Origin of the sequence: Sinomonas sp. G460-2 (assembly GCF_047759905.1) — a bacterium.
Taxonomy (GTDB): Bacteria; Actinomycetota; Actinomycetes; order Actinomycetales; family Micrococcaceae; genus Sinomonas.
Genome location: NZ_JBKZWT010000081.1, coordinates 1 through 14035, shown reverse-complemented (window position 1 = coordinate 14035; position 14035 = coordinate 1). Strand labels below are relative to the sequence as shown.

15 protein-coding genes and 1 pseudogene are annotated in these 14035 nt (G+C 69.7%); 3 read left to right on the top strand and 13 right to left on the bottom strand.

The genetic code is table 11. The annotated features are described in order from the left end of the window. The 6 genes and pseudogenes from phnL to phnG form a co-directional block, all read right to left on the bottom strand. On the bottom strand, positions 1-722 hold a 722-nt coding region (phnL, locus tag ACLN58_RS10060; protein ID WP_415855125.1), incomplete at its 3' end, for a phosphonate C-P lyase system protein PhnL. 2 nt (positions 723-724) lie between these two features. Next, positions 725-1528, bottom strand: coding sequence for a phosphonate C-P lyase system protein PhnK (gene phnK / locus ACLN58_RS10055; protein ID WP_415855124.1), 804 nt, complete (start codon positions 1526-1528; stop codon positions 725-727). Continuing rightward, positions 1525-2451: an alpha-D-ribose 1-methylphosphonate 5-phosphate C-P-lyase PhnJ gene (locus ACLN58_RS10050; protein ID WP_415855123.1), complete on the bottom strand. Its 927-nt coding sequence runs from the start codon at positions 2449-2451 to the stop codon at positions 1525-1527. Before ACLN58_RS10050 ends, phnK begins: the two co-directional genes overlap by 4 nt. Then, a pseudogene (locus ACLN58_RS10045) lies at positions 2448-3592 on the bottom strand (carbon-phosphorus lyase complex subunit PhnI). Before ACLN58_RS10045 ends, ACLN58_RS10050 begins: the two are co-directional and overlap by 4 nt. A 3-nt stretch (positions 3593-3595) precedes the next feature. Continuing rightward, a complete protein-coding gene (gene phnH, locus ACLN58_RS10040) occupies positions 3596-4222 on the bottom strand; it encodes a phosphonate C-P lyase system protein PhnH (protein WP_415855122.1) in 627 nt (208 codons plus the stop codon). After that, on the bottom strand, positions 4219-4650 hold the full coding sequence (phnG, locus tag ACLN58_RS10035) for a phosphonate C-P lyase system protein PhnG (RefSeq protein WP_415855121.1): 432 nt from the start codon (positions 4648-4650) through the stop codon (positions 4219-4221). Before phnG ends, phnH begins: the two co-directional genes overlap by 4 nt. A gap of 224 nt (positions 4651-4874) precedes the next feature. Here phnG and phnF point away from each other — a divergent pair, with 224 nt between their 5' ends. Next, on the top strand, positions 4875-5609 hold the full coding sequence (gene phnF / locus ACLN58_RS10030) for a phosphonate metabolism transcriptional regulator PhnF (protein ID WP_415855120.1): 735 nt from the start codon (positions 4875-4877) through the stop codon (positions 5607-5609). A 78-nt stretch (positions 5610-5687) separates the two neighbouring features. Here the strand turns inward: phnF and ACLN58_RS10025 are convergent, their stop codons facing one another. Beyond that, positions 5688-6029 carry a rhodanese-like domain-containing protein gene (locus tag ACLN58_RS10025; protein ID WP_415855119.1) on the bottom strand — a complete coding sequence of 114 codons (342 nt, stop codon included), beginning with the start codon at positions 6027-6029 and terminating at the stop codon, positions 5688-5690. A gap of 90 nt (positions 6030-6119) precedes the next feature. On the opposite strand from ACLN58_RS10025, the gene ACLN58_RS10020 reads away from it, so the two are divergent. Further along, positions 6120-6563 (top strand): MarR family winged helix-turn-helix transcriptional regulator, encoded by a 444-nt coding sequence (locus tag ACLN58_RS10020; RefSeq protein WP_415855118.1) that lies wholly within the window; start codon positions 6120-6122, stop codon positions 6561-6563. A gap of 49 nt (positions 6564-6612) precedes the next feature. On the opposite strand, the gene ACLN58_RS10015 is transcribed toward ACLN58_RS10020, so the two are convergent. Genes ACLN58_RS10015 through ACLN58_RS10000 form a run of 4 tightly spaced genes read right to left on the bottom strand, consistent with a single transcriptional unit; the run spans position 6613 to position 10917 of the window. Beyond that, positions 6613-7518: an MBL fold metallo-hydrolase gene (locus ACLN58_RS10015; protein WP_415855117.1), complete on the bottom strand. Its 906-nt coding sequence runs from the start codon at positions 7516-7518 to the stop codon at positions 6613-6615. A gap of 50 nt (positions 7519-7568) precedes the next feature. Continuing rightward, positions 7569-7694, bottom strand: a complete 126-nt coding sequence (locus ACLN58_RS10010) for a hypothetical protein (protein ID WP_415855116.1) — start codon at positions 7692-7694, stop codon at positions 7569-7571. 59 nt (positions 7695-7753) lie between these two features. After that, the gene (locus tag ACLN58_RS10005; protein WP_415855115.1) at positions 7754-10174 is read right to left on the bottom strand and encodes an FtsX-like permease family protein; all 2421 of its coding nucleotides are present in this window, start codon (positions 10172-10174) and stop codon (positions 7754-7756) included. Then, entirely contained in the window at positions 10174-10917 is a 744-nt protein-coding gene (locus tag ACLN58_RS10000) for an ABC transporter ATP-binding protein (RefSeq protein WP_415855114.1), read from the bottom strand. Before ACLN58_RS10000 ends, ACLN58_RS10005 begins: the two co-directional genes overlap by 1 nt. Positions 10918-11083: 166 nt before the next feature. Here ACLN58_RS10000 and ACLN58_RS09995 point away from each other — a divergent pair, with 166 nt between their 5' ends. After that, positions 11084-11671 (top strand): TetR/AcrR family transcriptional regulator, encoded by a 588-nt coding sequence (locus tag ACLN58_RS09995; protein ID WP_415855113.1) that lies wholly within the window; start codon positions 11084-11086, stop codon positions 11669-11671. 27 nt (positions 11672-11698) lie between these two features. Here the strand turns inward: ACLN58_RS09995 and ACLN58_RS09990 are convergent, their stop codons facing one another. Together ACLN58_RS09990 and ACLN58_RS09985 are read right to left on the bottom strand one after the other, a co-directional pair. Further along, positions 11699-12892, bottom strand: a complete 1194-nt coding sequence (locus ACLN58_RS09990; RefSeq protein WP_415855112.1) for a VWA domain-containing protein — start codon at positions 12890-12892, stop codon at positions 11699-11701. Next, on the bottom strand, positions 12889-14035 hold a 1147-nt coding region (locus ACLN58_RS09985), incomplete at its 5' end, for a DUF5682 family protein (protein ID WP_415855111.1). The genes ACLN58_RS09990 and ACLN58_RS09985, both read right to left, overlap by 4 nt.

The window sequence follows — 14035 nt, the reverse complement described above, 5'->3', positions numbered from 1 at the left end:
GCCTCGAGAAGCGGCGCGAAATGCTCGACGTCGATGACGCGGTCGGCGACCCGCGAGCGCACCTCGGCGTCGTGGAAGATCCCGAGCATCGCGACGCCGCGGGCGCGCTTCTCGGCGATGAGCCCGACGACGACGTCGCGGTTGGCCGCGTCGAGGGACGCGGTTGGCTCGTCGAGCAGGAGCAGCGGCAGGTCCGTGATGAATCCGCGGGCGATGTTGACGCGCTGCTGCTCGCCGCCCGAAAAGGTCGCGGGTGGGAGCGACCAGAGCCGCTCGGGGATCGCGAGGCGTTTGAGCAGCGCGGCGGCGCGGTCACGTGCCTCGGCGATGCTTACCCCACGCTCCGTGAGGGGCTCGGCGACTACCTGAAGCGCCGGGACGCGCGGGACGCAGCGCAGGAACTGGCTGACGTAGCCCAGCGAGTCCCGGCGAGCCGCGAGGACCCGTCGCGGATCTGCCGAGGCAATATCCACGGGGACGCCCGCGTTCACGAGGATGCTCCCGCCGTCGGCAGCGTAGTTGCCATAGACCATCTTGAGGATCGTGCTCTTGCCCGCGCCGGACGTGCCGCCGAGCACGACGCACTCGCCCGAGTACACCTCGAAGGTCACTCCGCGCAGCACAGGTAGCTGCTTTCCGTCCTGGAGGTGCATGGTGAAGGTCTTGTCAACGCCGGAAACGGCGAGGGTCGGCTCGGCGGGGGTCGGGCTGATGCGTGTCACGGTCATCCTTGCAGGATCGAGGAAACGAGCAGTTGCGTGTAGGCGGCCTGCGGATCGTCGAGCACGCGGTCGGTGAGGCCGGACTCGATTACTCGCCCGTCCTTCATGACCAGAGTGCGGTGCGAGATCAGGCGGGCGACCGCGAGATCGTGGGTCACGATCACGACCGCGAGGCCGAGTTCGGCGACGAGGGACCGCAGCAGATCGAGGAGGCGTGCCTGGACCGAGACGTCGAGACCGCTCGTCGGCTCGTCCATGAAGACGAGCCGCGGCGAGACCACGAGGTTGCGGGCGATCTGCAGCCGCTGGCGCATGCCACCCGAGAACGAGGCCGGGGTGTCGTCGATGCGATGTGCCGGGATCTCCACCCGTTCGAGCCACTCGGCCGCGGCGGCGCGGATCCTGCCGTAGTGCCGCCAGCCGGTCGCCATGAGGGGCTCTCCCACGTTGCCGCCCGCGCTCACGTGCATGCGCAGGCCGTCGGCCGCGTTCTGATGCACGAAGCCCCACTCAGTGCGCCATAGCCGGCGCACGCGGCTCTCGCTGAGCTCGGCGAGTTCGACGGCGGCGCCGTCGGCGAGGCGGTAGCGGATGCTCCCTTCGCTGAGCTTGAGGCGCTGCGAGAGCGTCCCCAAGAGCGTCGACTTGCCCGAGCCGGACTCGCCGACGACGGCGAGGACCTCGCCTGGCCACAGGGCGAAGCTCACGTCGCGGCATCCATAGCGGTCTTCGTAGCGATGGCTCGCGCCCTGAACCTCGAGCAGCGGCCGCTCGTCGGCCCCGAGGCTGAGCTGCTCGAGCGTCATTCGTGCGCCTCCTGGGTCTCGTCAGTCTCATCAGTCCCGTCGGCGCGAGCGGATGCCTCCGAGACGGCAGCCGATACGGCCGCCGTGCGCTCGCAGTGATCGGTGTCCGAACAGGCGTACATGACGCCGCCCGAATCGTCCGTGATGATCTCGTCGAGGTACACGCCCGTCGAGCCGCAGACTGCGCACGGCTGATCGAAGCGCTGCGGCTCGAACGGATGATCCTCGAACCCGAGGCTCACCACGTCCGTGTACGGAGGCACCGCATAGATGCGCTTCTCGCGACCCGCGCCGTACAGGTGCAGAGCCGGGCTCTGGTGCAGCTTCGGGTTGTCGAAGCTCGGCGTTGGGGAGGGGTCCATGAGGTATCGCCCATTGACCATCACGGGGTAGGCGTACGTCGTCGCGATGTGGCCGTACTTGGCGATGTCCTCGTAGAGCTTCACGTAGATCAGACCGTAGTCCTCGAGCGCGTGCATGCGCCGGGTCTCGGTCTCGCGCGGCTCGAGGAACCGCAGCGGCTCAGGGATCGGCACCTGGTAGACCATCGTCTGCCCCTCGGTCAGCTCGCTCTCCGGGATTCGGTGACGAGTCTGGATGATCGTCGCCTCGTCGGTGCGCGTTGTGGTGCTCGCGCCCGCCACCTTCGCGAAGAAGGCGCGGATCGAGACGGCGTTCGTCGTGTCGTCGGCGCCCTGGTCGATGACCTTGAGCACGTCGTCTCCGCCGATGATCGCCGCCGTGACCTGGACTCCGCCGGTGCCCCAGCCTCGCGGCATCGGCACCTCGCGCGAGGCGAACGGCACCTGGAACCCGGGAATCGCCACAGCCTTGAGCAGGGCCCGGCGGATCATCCGCTTCGTCTGCTCGTCGAGGTAGCCCACGCTGTAGACGGGCTGCGGGGTTGCCTGCGTCTCCGTCATGCCAGCGTCTCCATCTCCTGCGGGCCGGCCTCCGGTGCGGCCTCCACCCGCTCCCGGAATTCCGCATTGAGCCGGCGCACCAGGCCGAGTTCTGCCTGGAAGTCGACGTAGTGCGGCAGCTTGAGGTGTTCCACGAATCCGGTTGCCTCAACGTTGTCGGCGTGGTGGATCACGAACTCCTCGTCCTGCGCGGGAGCCACGATGCGCTCGCCGAACTCGTCGGCGCGGAGTGCGCGGTCAACGAGGGACATCGACATCGCCTTGCGCTCGGCCCGGCCAAAGACCAGGCCGTAGCCCCGCGTGAATTGGGCGGGGGTTTCATCGTTCCCGGTGAACTGATTGATCATTTGGCACTCGGTGACCTCGATGCGGCCGAGCGGAACCGCGAAGCCGAGTTCCGGCGCCTCGAACTCGACCTCCACTTCGCCCACGCGGATCTCGCCTGCAAACGGATGGGTGCGCCCGAAGCCGCGCTGGGTCGAGTATCCGAGGCCGAGGAGGAATCCCTCGTCCCCGCGCGCGAGGGCTTGGAGGCGTTCCGCGCGGCTCATGGGGAAGAGTGTTGGCTCCCGCGTGAGGTCGGCCGGCTCGGGGTCATCGAAGCCTTCGGGCCGCTCGGGCTCCATGAGCGACTCGGTGCCGAGCAGGTCGGCGACGCGCGGCATCGTCTCGCCGTCGGCCGTACTGCTAGCCATACCGTCGGCCGTACCGCTCACCGCATCCGCCAGCGCGGTCTCCTCGTCGCCCCGGTCCGCGAAGAGGCGGTGGGTGTAGTCGAAGGTCGCGCCAAGCTGCTGACCGCCCGGCAGATCTTTGAACGTCGCCGAGACGCGCCGCTGCGGTGGAAGCCGCGACGTGTCGACCGGAAGCGTTAGCCGAAGCGCGGGAGCGTCGTGCGGTAGGAACGTACGAGCGTGACCGCCTCGAGCACATCGCCCTGAGCCTGCAGGACGGCGCGGGACGCGAGCTCCCGATCGTAGAGGGAGCCCTCGTTCATCACGCGGGCCACGAGCACCGCGAGCTGGCTGGCGACGGCCTCGTGGGGGATTGCAGGAACCTCCCCGTCGCCGCGCCCCTCCTTCGCAAGGAGAGCGTGTGCGTTGGCGATCGCTTTTTCTCCGCCTTTGACCGCGACGTACATCGCTCAGTCCTCCTGTCCGTCGGGGGTGGGTGTGAGCCGCGTGGTCCGCGGCAGCGCAGAGATCGTGTCCGCATCGACGAGCAGAAGATCGACGCCGCGCGGGAAGAGGGCGGCGTTTCGCCGCCACTGCTCGGCGAAGGCACTGTCGGCCCACGGTGCGTCGACCACGGCCGCGCCGTTGATGCCCGGTCCTTCCGCGCTGAAGCGCCGCGCGCCCTGGCATCCGCGCACGTCGAGCACAACGGTCGTCGAAAGGTGCGGCGCCTCGTCGGTCCCGAGCCGCAGCGAGTCGAGCAGCGGCAGGGACCGGGGCGATGCGAACACGAAGTCGGCGTTGGATGCTTCGACGCGTCGTGCTCCGGCGTGGAAGTCGAGCCACGCCGTGACCTCGGGGTCATCCAGATCGCCGCCGAGCCATACCGTGCAGTCTTCGTCGAGGACGGTCAGTGCGACGGCGGCGAGGCCCCGGCCGAGCGCTGCCGGAGGCTGCGGGGGACTCTTGAGCGGGAAACTCCGCGTGGGGCGGGCGAGCGCGTCGAGGATCGCGCGGAACGCGTGCTGCGCGTCGCGTGGGGGATCGACGAAGCCGGGGGACGGGATCGCGGGCGAGCGGCCCGCCGAGCCGATCACTCGTGCTCCCGTGCGACGGTGAAGAAGTCCACCTGGGTGGTCCGGGCCTCGGCGCGGCGAGCGGCGTCGCGTTGGGTCTGGGCCAGTTGCAGTGGCGCGACGACTTCGGCCATGGCACGGTCGTGCTGCCCCTCGTCGGCAAGTAGCCCGTCGAAGATCGCCGCGAGGCGCGCGTGCTCAAGGTCGGTGCCGAGCACGTAGGCGCTGCCGACAGCGTCGGCCGAGAGGGGGCCGCCGTGCAGCCGTACGGTCGCCCGGGTCACCGTTGCCTCCCCGAGGTTGAAGCGGGCCCCGCCCGCGTCGATGCGGCTGCGCACCATGACGAGTCCGGCCTGAGGCCCACGGATCAGCTCGACGGCCGGCTGAGGAGCCCAGTGGGCCCAGGCCCGCTCGAGCGCCGGCCTGCTGGCCATCGCCAGCGTACGCATCCAGCTCTGTCGAAGCTGGATCTGCTTGCTCGCACGTCCGGGCTGCGTCATCTGTGGGCTCACACGTCCTCCGAGAAGTTGTCTAGATATCTAGATAACTTCACGTTACCCGCCGGATGTGCGGCCTTGGTGAACAATCGGGGAACTTATGAGAGAACATCGGGGGAACCGCTGAAACCGTTCCTATAGGGTTGCTTCGAGATGACGGTAGCTACGAGATGACGATGCAGAGCAGGTCGCCGAGTGGATACTCGACGTGGCGGCTGATCGCCGAGGAGCTGCGCCGCGAGATCGTCGACGGAGCGAGCCCTCCGGGGACGAGGCTGCCTTCCGAGAATGAACTGGCCGAGCGCTTCGGGGTTCACCGCAACACGGTCCGGCAGGCCATCGCGGCCCTCACGTCCGAACAGCTCGTGGTCTCCCGCCGCGGCAGCGGCACCTTCGTCGCCGACCACACAGTGCTCGTGCACCGCATCGGCACCCGCACTCGACTGAGCGACAGCCTCGCGAGGGGCGGCACCGCGTCCGGGCGCCTGCTGGACTGGGCCCTCGAATCGGACCCGCCCGCCCATATCGCGGAAAGGCTGCGTCTGGGCGGCCGACCTGCGCTCCGCCTGGAGATGATCCGTTCGGTCAACGGGCTCCCGATCTCGCGCGGAACGCAATGGTACGTGGCCGAGCTCGTCCCGGGCCTTCCCGAGAAATTCGCTGCCGAAGGCACAATCACCGGCGCACTCCGGGCACTTGGCATCGAGGACTATGTGCGCGCCTCGACCACTGTGGGCGGCCGGCATGCCACGGCGGAGGAAGCCGAGGAGCTGCAGCTCCCCGCCGGCTCTGTCGTGCTCGTAGTCCGCGCCCTCGACGCCTTGCCCGATGGCACTCCGCTACAGCTGGGCGTCACGCGGTTCGCCGCGTCACGAGTCGAGCTCGACGTCGAGCACCCGCCGCAAGGCTGAGCGGGGTTCGTAGGGATTGGGGCCCCGCCGCGGACAGGGTGGCCAGCGGCGGGGCCCGGAGAGGAATGTCCGAACGCGTCAGGCGCGCGCGAACACCCCGGACTCGACCGGCAGGCCGGCTTCCACCCAGTCCTGGATGCCATCCCTGTACTTGCGGACGTTGCTGTACCCGGCCGCCGTCAGGAGGTTCGCGACGGCCTGGCTGTTCGGGCACGTCTCGTTCGAGCAGTAGGTGACGATCGCCGCCGCCTTGTCCGGCAGCAGGCTCGGTGCCTGCGCCGCGACGTCGGCTTCGACGAGCGGCAGCGCGCCCGGAAGGTGCTGCTGCTCGTAGTACATGCCCCCGAGCGCGTCGACGACGGTCACGGTTCCGGAGTCGATGGCCGCCTTGAGTTCGTCCCGGCCGATGAGTTCTGTCATGAGGGGTGTCTTCCTTTCATAGTTAGGTGCGTGCGCACACAACTATACGGATGCGTGCGTGCGCACACAATCCCGAGTAGGGTGGACGCCATGCCACCTCGCAGGAAGCTTGCCTCCGACGCCTGGGGCGCGCTGCTCCGCGTGCACGCTGCGCTCGTCCCGGTCCTCGACAGGGAAGTCCAAGGCAAGACCGGCCTGCCGCTGTCCTGGTATGACGTACTGCTCGAACTGGCAGCCGCGCCAGACGGCCGGCTCAGAATGACCGACCTTGCGGAACGCGTCGTTCTGAGCCGGTCGCGGGTCAGCCGCCTCGTCGACGAACTGGCTGCCCGTCGCCTCGTGGGCAAAGAAGGCCATCCGGACGACCGGCGCTCGGCATTCGCGGTCATCACCGACGCAGGGCTGTCCGAGTTCCGCCGTTCCGCCCCGGTCTACCTGCGGGCGATCGAGGAGCACTTCGCGTCCCGGCTGAGCGACGAAGAACTCGTCTTTCTGTCCCAGGTTCTCGGCAAGATCCAAGATCCGGCAGTCTGACCAGGATCCGGCAGTCTGACCAGGGAAGCACGGCAATCCCTCGAAGGGCTCAGATGAGACCGTGGCGCGGCCCTTCGGTCTCCAGCAGAAACGCGTCGCCGTCGCGACGGAGCACACCGCCCCGCGGGAGGTGGCTCGCCAGGAACACTGTGTCCGTGTCGGCGTAGCGGTCCAGCACCTCGAGGCGAGTCGCGGCCGAAAGGCGCGGGTCGACGCACATGGCGGCCGAGACGTCGGGGCGGCGCAGCTGAAGCGGATGGTGGATGAGGTCTCCCGCGAGCAGGACCCGGCGCCCGTCTCCCGAGACCTCGACGACCATGTGCCCCGGTGTGTGGCCGGGCGCCGGAACGAGCCGCACGCCGTCGTCGATCCTCACCTTGCCGGCGACCTGCTCGAGGACGCCCGCACGATCGAGCGGCGCGATGCACTCCTCGATGTGCCGCTGTGGCGGCGTCCCGGAGGAGCCGGCGAAGTGTTCGTAGTCGGCGCGGGCTACGAGGTAGCGGGCGGCGGGGAACGTGGCAGTCAGGGCCGCGTCGTCTCCGAGGCGGGTGTTCCAGCCGACGTGGTCGTGGTGCAGGTGCGTGTTGATCACCGTGTCCACTGTTTCCGCTGGCGCCCCGGCCGCCTCCAGTGATGCGAGCCAGCGGGAGCTGAACCCGCGCATGCCGGTCCCGCCCGGGACCTTGGGGCCGCCGAGGCACGTGTCGACGAGGATGACGCGCCCCGGCCCGAGGATCACGAACCCCTGGGAGGCCAGGATGAGTTGGCCGCGGTCCGATGTCGAGTGGGCGTCGCCAAACTCGTTGAGAAGGGCCGTGAGCTCGTCGGGCGGCAGAGCCGGGAAGGCGGCACGCGCCTGCATGGCGGGTCCGACGGCGTCGATGACGGGGACGACGGCCCAACGACCGACGACGACGGGCGCCGGCTGCGTTGTGGGAGTGGAGATGGGCATGAGGTGCTCCTTGGGGTCCGACGGTCTGATGACGGGCTTGCGATGGGCGGTCACTTGGCGTGTGGGTTGAGCGAACCGAGTTCTGGGAATCCGTTGATCGTGAAGTGGATCGTCGCCAGGACGAGGATCACGGCGACGACGGCCAGAAGAGCGATTCGAAGGCGGCGGCGGGTCATGTGCGGGCTTCCTTTCGTTCGGCGCCGGCGTTGGCCGGCGGGGGATTGGGTCTGTCGCCTCAGCTGATCGTGAGGGCCCGACTGACGGTGAGGCGGGCCGCTCGGTTTGCGGCTGCGATGGTCGCGACGACCGCCCCCGCGAGGCTCAGCAACGACCAGATGAGCAGCGGGGCAGGGGCATAGGTAAAGGGCAGGTCCTGCCGGAAGGCGTTCTGGCCGATGAAGACGCCGAGCGCGGCGCCCGCGGGGATCGCGGCGATGATCGCGAGCACGAGCGCCGCGCTCGCGGTGAGCACGCCCTCGATGACAACCGTGCTGCGGATGAATCCTCCCGTCGCCCCGATCGTGCGCATGATGGCGTATTCGCGGGTGCGCTCGGTGACGCTCGTGCTGAGCGAAGTGCTGAGCCCGAGGAGCCCGACGATCGCCATGATCGCCGCGATGACGAAGAGCGCTTCGACGAGGACGAAGACGTGACCATCGAGGGCCGCCCTGAGAGCGTCGGTGGTGAACGCGCGTTCGACCGGGAGCCCCTTGGCGTCGAGGACCGCGGTCAACCCGTCGAGGGCGTGGCTTCGGTCCGCCTGTGTGGTCCCGGCGGCGCCAAGCCGAAGGATCGTGGCCGCATCGGCGGAAGTGCCGCTGGCCGCGGTGAACTCGGCGCTCGTGACGTAGGCCGTTCCCTGGGTGCCGAACTCCTGCGCGATCCCGACGATCGTCCAGCTCGACGTCCTTCCGTTGACCGTCAACGGAAGGCGATCGCCGACGACGGCGGCCGGCGCCTGTTGCGCGACCGCCAAGGTCGTGAGGACCACGGCTTCCATGTCGTCGTCGCGCAGCCATCGCCCGGCCACGATCGGCGGCGCGGTGAACGAGGCGTTCGGCGGCGGGGCCACCATCGTGAGGCTGCCGTGCGCGTCATCGGGATACACGTGCACGACGTCGACGGGCGCGGCGCCGTGGACGGTCGCGGGCAGCGCTCGCAGGGGCTCTGTGCGCGAGACGCCGGGGACAGCGTCCGTGATCTCGCGGAGGGACGCCGTGGCGACGGGACCGGCGAACCGAACTTCGGCGTCGTAGGCGCGGGCGTCGAGACCGCTCTGCACGAGACGGTCCCAGCCGATGGACGTGTTGAGGCCCGTGATCGCGCCGGCGCCGGCGAGGGCGAGCATGCCCACCGTGAGGGCGAACCGGCCAGGGCGGCGAAGCAGTCCGCGTGCCGCGATCGCTGTGTCGCGGCCCAGCGGAAGGCGGCGCAGCACGGTCAGGAGCCGGGCGGTCGCGCCGACGGGTTCGGTCCCGTGATCGTCGATGGCCTCCCTGACGGTCCGGCGGGTCCCGCGGAGCAGGGCGGGAACCGCGACGAGCACGGGAACGAGGACGCCGGCCGCGATCGCAACGACGATCACGAGGGGCGACATCGTGGTCGGGTCGATATCGAGGTTGAGCATCGAGCCGCCAAGGCCCGCGATGAATCGGCCCAGCAGCAGGCCCGGCGCGACGGCGATGGCCGTCGCCAGACCAGCGATCACCGCGGTCATGGTGAGGTACATCCCGAACACCTGGGACGTCGTTGCGCCGACGGCCTTCATCGCGCCGATCTGACGGATCTGGGCGGTGAGCGTGCCACCGATCATCGCCGCCACGAGGATCGAGCTCATCAGCAAGGAGAGTGCGCCGAACAGCAGCATCGAGGTGGCGACCATGGCCATCTGGCCGTAATGCGGATGCCGGAGCGGCGGCGGCACGTCGATCGACGTCGTCGGATACCCCGCTGCGCCGAGCCGAGACGCAAGGTCCTGGGCGACGGCCTCAATCTGAGCGGCGTCTCCGCTGGGGCCGCCCGGTCCGCCGACCGCGATCTCGAGTTCGTCGAGACCCGTCGGAAGGCCCATCTCGGCGAGCGCCGCCGTCGTCGTCCGCGCGTAGACGGTGCGCTCTTGATCGGCAGGCGCGACTCCGCCGTCGTGCACTGCCCCGGCGACGTCGAACGTCGTGAGTCGGCCATATGGGGCGAGCACTTCGACGCGGTCGCCGACGTGCACGCCGAGAAACGGCAGGGCGGTGCGCTCGAGGAAAAGCTGACCGGCAGGCGGCGGCCAGCTGCCGGCTTCGACGCGCACGGACGCGACCCGTTGGGGGTCGCCGTCCGCGCTCACGAACAGCAGGAGCGATTGCCATGGCCCGCCCTGGACGCGGATGCGGGCGGCGACCGTCGACCGGGCTGCCGCGTCGGTCACGCCCGGCGTTGCGCGCGCGACGGCGAGCTGCTCGGGTCCGATGGAACGGGTGAGGTGAAGCGTTGCCGACGCCGGGTTCGCCGCGCGGTAGTTCGCGTCGATCTCGGTGCTGAGGATCGACGCGGCGGCGAGGAAGGCGGTGACGGCGGCCACGCTGAGGGCAATGGCCGCGATCATGGCCACGGTCCGCCCGCGCGCGGCCCATAGATCGCGCGCCATCTTGCGCCAGCGGGGCCGCATCAGTCCACCGCCCGGACGAGCTGGTGGTCGCGCGTGATGCGTCCGTCGAGCAAGGCCACTTCGCGGCTCGCCCACCGGGATACGTCGCGTTCGTGGGTCACCATGACGACGGCGCGGCCATCGCGCGCGAGCTCGGCGAACAGGTCGAGGATCCGGTCGCTCGTCGCCGAGTCGAGGTTTCCGGTCGGTTCGTCGGCGAGCACGAGTGGAGGATCGTTCGCGAGGGCGCGTGCGATCGCGGCGCGCTGCTGTTGGCCCCCGGACAGCGCAGCCGGGAGCTTGTGAGCCTGATCGGCGATGTCCACCCGGTCGAGCAGTGCCATGGCTCGAGCGCGCTGTTCCCGCACCGGGGCGTTGCCGCACAGGTCCATCGGAAGCATGACGTTCTCCACGACTGTGAGCGTGGGAAGGAGCTGGAAGAACTGGAAGACGAGTCCGATCGAGCGGCCGCGCCACGCCGCGAGGGCTGACCCCCTCAGCTGGTCTACGCGCGTCCCGGCGATTTCAACTTCGCCGCTGCTCGGAACGTCGATGCCCGCGAGCAGATTGAGCAGCGTCGTCTTGCCGCTGCCGGACCGGCCGAACACGGCCACGAATTCTCCGGCCGCGATTTCCAGGTCGATGCCCGCGAGAGCGTGGAAGACGGTGCCGTCGAGGGCGTAGTCCTTCCGCAGCCCGCGGGCTCGGAGAACAGCTTCCGACGGCGCGGTGTCCAGTGACGGCGCGGTGTCCAGTGACGGCATCGTGGCTCCTTCGCGTGAAGGCCCGGGTGCAGGGCCGGGAACGTTATCGAACAAAGTGTCCGTTATACTTCATAGCCTCCAGCAATGCTCCTCGGCAATCGACAAAACCCGCCGGAATGGCCAGTTATGGACGAACCAGGATCAAGCCGTGCCGAAACGAGGCAAAATGACCCGCACCGAAGACCGTCGGATCCGCCGGACCCGCGCCGCGCTCACGCAAGCCCTCCTTGCCCTCATGGCCGAGCGCCCGTACGAAGCGATCACCGTGCAAGACGTGATCGATCGGGCCGATGTTGGGCGCTCAACGTTCTACGCGCACTTTTCGGACAAGGACGACCTGCTGGACGAGTCGCTCGCCGGGATGCGCGATCTCGTCGACAGGGCCGGCGCGGGGCGCCAGCCGACGCTCAAGCGGCCGCTCCCGTTCAGCGAGCTGCTCTTCCAGCACGTCGCCGACGAGCGACCCCTTCTCACTGCGCTGCTGGCCCATGATGCCTCGGGCACCGTGATGTCGCGACTGGAAACCGTCCTCCACGACACCGCCGCCGCACAGCTGCGCGCCCTCTTCGGGCCGGACCGGCCCCTCGCTGTTCCGCTGGATCTCTTGGCCCGCAACTCCGTGGCGAGCTGTCTGGTGTGCCTGCGCTGGTGGGTGGCCAACGGATCTGCCCTGGCCCCCGCCGAACTCGACGAGCTGTTCCGGTCGCTCACGGCTCCGGTGATCCGTGCGGCGCTTGCTGCCCGGACCGGGTGACGCGCTCCTGCGCTGCTCGTCCGCCTGCTATTGGCCCTCGTGGTTCGTCACGATGCCCTGTGCGGCGGCCCACGCGCCGATGTCTCGGCGCTCGATCGCCGCGGCCATGAGATCGGGGAACTGGTCAGGCGTGCAGGCGAAGGCGGGCACCCCGATCCCCGCGAGCGCCGCCGCGTGGTTCGCGTCAAAGGATGGATGGCCGCTGTCGCTCAGCGCCAGGAGGGCGATGAGGGTCGCGCCAGATCCAACGATCGAGGCGGCTCGGCGGAGCATTTCCTCCGCGATTCCGCCCTCGTAGAGGTCGCTGATGAGCACCACGATCGTCTCGGACGGCTGGGCGACCTGGCATTGGCAATAGGCGAGCGCCCGGTTGATGTCCGTGCCGCCGCCCAGCTGCACCCCGAACAGCACGTCGACCGGGTCGTCCAGGTCATCGGTCAGGTCCACGACCTCGGTGTCGAAGACCACGAGGCGAGTGCGGACCGACCGTAGCGAGCCGAGGACCGCCCCGAAGACGCTCGAGTACACGACCGATTCGGCCATGGACCCGGACTGGTCGATGCACAGGATGATCTCGCGCTGCACCTCGCTCGTGCTCCGGGCGTAACCGACGAGCCGCTCGGGCACGACCGTCCGATATTCGGGCTGATAGTGCCTGAGGTTGACGGCGATCGTGCGATTCCAGTCGATGTCGCGGTGCCGGGGCCGTCGGGTCCGCGCGGCGCGGTTCAGCGCCCCGGTGACCGCCTGAACGGTCTTCGCGCGCAGCCGCTCCTCGAGCTCCCGCGTGACGCTGCGGACCACCTGGCGTGCGGTTTCGCGGGAGCGCTCCGGGATCACGCGGCCCAGCCCGATGAGCGTGCTCACGAGCCCGATGTCGGGCTGCACGGTGCGCAGCATCTCCGGCTCGAGGAGCAGCTGGCGGAGTCCGAGCCGATCCATGGCGTCGGCCTGCATGACCTGGACCACCGTCGTCGGGAAGTACGACCGGATGTCGCCGAGCCACCGGGCCACGCGCGGACTCGACGCGCTCATGCTCCCGGGGCCTTTCGGCCTCTCCTCGTACAGCGCCTCGAGCGCCTGATCCCGGCGCGCGTCATCGGCCGAAAGCTCCACGCGCTTTCCCCTGGTGTCGATCGTGATGCCGTCGGCGTCACGGCCGCCAAGGATCAGACGCCAGCGGCCGTGCCGTCCTCGGCCCTCGGCCTCGTCATCGCTCACGCGGTCGTCTCCCATCCGAGATATCGGGCCATGGTCCGGATGGCCGGACCGGCGCCCACGAGGTCGAGCGGCTCGGTCTCGGCCTGCTCCGACGGATCGGCCGCGTGGCTGAGCCGCTCGCCGATCTCCCGTCGCTCCGGACGCGAGAAGCTCGAAAAGGTCCGCCGCAGCAACGGCAGGACATCCTCGAAGACCTCATCCTGCACCCCGGCGACCCACGCGTCGACGAGCCGCAAAAGCCGGCGATCGTGAATCAACAGCACGGCGCTGCCGGAGAGCAGGCCGTCCAGCCACGCCGCGGCCTCGGGCCCGGGCGTCGCCACGGAGAGCCGGCGGCTCAGCCGAGCGGCGACCTCGTCGCCGTCGACCTTGCCGGCGTCGAGAAGCAGTCGGGTGGCTCGCCCGGCGACGGACCCATGGATGTGCTCCGAACCCGCGATGGCCCCCAACGCCCGGTGCCAGTCGCCGAGCGGGAGGTCCGGCACCAGCGAAAGCCCCATCTGGGCAGAGTCAATGGCCCGCCGCATCACCGCCGCGGCCTCGTCGTCGAGCCCGGCGCACGCCGTCGGCAGCCCCACGCAGGCCCGGACCGCAGTGGCGTCGAGGATCCGCCGGACCTCCGCGACGTCGACGCCGCGCACGTTACCGTAGCGGCAGGTCCGGGCGAGCGGCGCGATCGTCCCGAGGAGCTCCGGCACGTCCGGCTGCCGTGCGGCGCGCTCGGCCAGCACCGCTACGACGTGGCCAATCCCGTGGGGCAGGTCTGCCAGGAGGCAGCTCGCGAGCAGATCGCTGAGGTCCGCGAGGCTTTCGGAGCCCTGCGCGCGCTCGGCCACGCGGGTCGCGGCGGCGGAGGCCACGGTCGTGCCGTAACGGCTCGCCTCGACGAGGGCGACGGCGAATTCCGGCTGCCAGAGCAGGGTCCACGCCTCCTTGAAAGTCCCAGTAGTTCGGCCGGCCTCGACGGGGCGGCCCCACGGCACGCCGAGCAGGGCCAGACGGTGCAGGAGCACCGACCGCGCAAGCTGATTGGGCTTCCGGAGATCGAGGGTCAGGGCCTCCTCGAGCGCGCTCGGACTCAGGCGCAGCCGGCGCTGCGTCGCGGCGAGGTCTGCGGCCAACGGGACGGTCGGCGCGGACTCA

Excerpts from the sequence above, each read along its gene's own strand:
- ACLN58_RS10000 (WP_415855114.1), bottom strand. The coding sequence starts at position 10,917 with ATGCCGTCACTGGACACCGCGCCGTCACTGGACACCGCGCCGTCGGAA.
- ACLN58_RS10025 (WP_415855119.1), bottom strand. The coding sequence starts at position 6,029 with ATGACAGAACTCATCGGCCGGGACGAACTCAAGGCGGCCATCGACTCC.
- phnK (WP_415855124.1), bottom strand. The coding sequence starts at position 1,528 with ATGACGCTCGAGCAGCTCAGCCTCGGGGCCGACGAGCGGCCGCTGCTC.
- ACLN58_RS10050 (WP_415855123.1), bottom strand. The coding sequence starts at position 2,451 with ATGACGGAGACGCAGGCAACCCCGCAGCCCGTCTACAGCGTGGGCTAC.
- ACLN58_RS10015 (WP_415855117.1), bottom strand. The coding sequence starts at position 7,518 with ATGCCCATCTCCACTCCCACAACGCAGCCGGCGCCCGTCGTCGTCGGT.
- ACLN58_RS09995 (WP_415855113.1), top strand. The coding sequence starts at position 11,084 with ATGACCCGCACCGAAGACCGTCGGATCCGCCGGACCCGCGCCGCGCTC.
- ACLN58_RS10020 (WP_415855118.1), top strand. The coding sequence starts at position 6,120 with ATGCCACCTCGCAGGAAGCTTGCCTCCGACGCCTGGGGCGCGCTGCTC.
- ACLN58_RS10010 (WP_415855116.1), bottom strand. The coding sequence starts at position 7,694 with ATGACCCGCCGCCGCCTTCGAATCGCTCTTCTGGCCGTCGTCGCCGTG.
- phnF (WP_415855120.1), top strand. The coding sequence starts at position 4,875 with ATGCAGAGCAGGTCGCCGAGTGGATACTCGACGTGGCGGCTGATCGCC.
- phnG (WP_415855121.1), bottom strand. The coding sequence starts at position 4,650 with ATGCGTACGCTGGCGATGGCCAGCAGGCCGGCGCTCGAGCGGGCCTGG.
- ACLN58_RS10005 (WP_415855115.1), bottom strand. The coding sequence starts at position 10,174 with ATGCGGCCCCGCTGGCGCAAGATGGCGCGCGATCTATGGGCCGCGCGC.